The sequence below is a fragment of the Psychromonas hadalis ATCC BAA-638 genome (genome assembly GCF_000420245.1).
Classification (GTDB): domain Bacteria; phylum Pseudomonadota; class Gammaproteobacteria; order Enterobacterales; family Psychromonadaceae; genus Psychromonas; species Psychromonas hadalis.
Genome location: NZ_ATUO01000341.1, coordinates 1 through 1,096, shown reverse-complemented (window position 1 = coordinate 1,096; position 1,096 = coordinate 1). Strand labels below are relative to the sequence as shown.

Sequence of the window (1,096 nt, the reverse complement as noted above, 5' to 3'; positions counted from 1 at the left end):
GGGCTCTCGTTCGTTCCTCACTCATTTTAGCCCACAATTTTTAGCCCGTTAATATGGGCGTTAAGCTTATACTCACAGAGTAAGGGGTTCGAATAATGAAAATCAATTGGCTACCTTTATTAGGAAAACCAGCTCAAGTAAAAGAGGAGATTATGTTTTCCCCAACAATAGGAGAAGACGAAACCCCACTGGATTATGATGAACAAAAAGCCCAGAAGTTACGTTCAAATATCAAATTTAAGGGAGGAGAAATCGAATTTAAGGTTTTTCTTGAGAATAGTAAAGACAAGATTCAGTTAATCTTAGGTGCCGATGAAGAAAATAAAATCAATATTGGGCTTAACTCAAATAATGCTGCTTATGGCATAGCTCAAATGAATAATGGGCAATATGGGCATATAAGTAATAACGGCATAGGAGTTGATTTACCAACCAGCCAATGGATACAAGTAAAAATAAAATGTAATGGTTCAAACATAGAATTGATAATCGACGATGTGCAAGTGTGTTCAGCTAATGCTAACTTCCATAACTCACAAGTAGAACTACTTTATCGGGGGGTAGCTGAAGCTAAGGTTAAAGACTTTAAAATAATTAAACAACTTCCTAAAGCATTTATTGTAATGCAGTTTACTGATGAATTTAATTCCTTATATGTCGAAATTATTAAACCAATTTGTGAAAAGTTTGGATATGAAGTTGTCAGAGCAGATAACATGTTTACAAATGGTGTATTAATTGAAGATATTACATCTGCAATTCGAGATTGTTCTTTGGTTTTAGCTGATATCACACCAGATAATCCAAATGTTTATTATGAAGTTGGTTATGCACACGCAATTAATAAACCGACTATTATGCTGTGCGACAAAGTCAGATCTAAATTGCCTTTTGATGTTTCTGGATTTAGGTGTATTTTCTACTCAAATTCTATTTCAGGAAAATCACAAGTTGAAAGTTCACTTATAAAGCATTTAGAAGCCTTGCAATAAGCTTAACAAGGCATTTAAACGGAACAAAAAACAGTGGGTTACGTTTCGCTTCGCTACACATTTTAACCCACTATTTTTGTCCGCTTAATGCGGCGTTAGTTGCC

Annotated in this window: 1 protein-coding gene; it reads left to right on the top strand. The window is 34.7% G+C overall.

Annotated features, from left to right (window positions below; translation table 11 throughout):
- Positions 1-95: 95 nt before the first annotated feature.
- On the top strand, positions 96-992 hold the full coding sequence (locus tag G322_RS22535) for a TIR domain-containing protein (RefSeq protein ID WP_022943308.1): 897 nt from the start codon (positions 96-98) through the stop codon (positions 990-992).
- The last annotated feature ends 104 nt before the right edge of the window (positions 993-1,096 follow it).

Bases quoted from the DNA above. Each gene is read 5' to 3' on its own strand.
- G322_RS22535 (WP_022943308.1), top strand. From the start codon at position 96: ATGAAAATCAATTGGCTACCTTTATTAGGAAAACCAGCTCAAGTAAAA.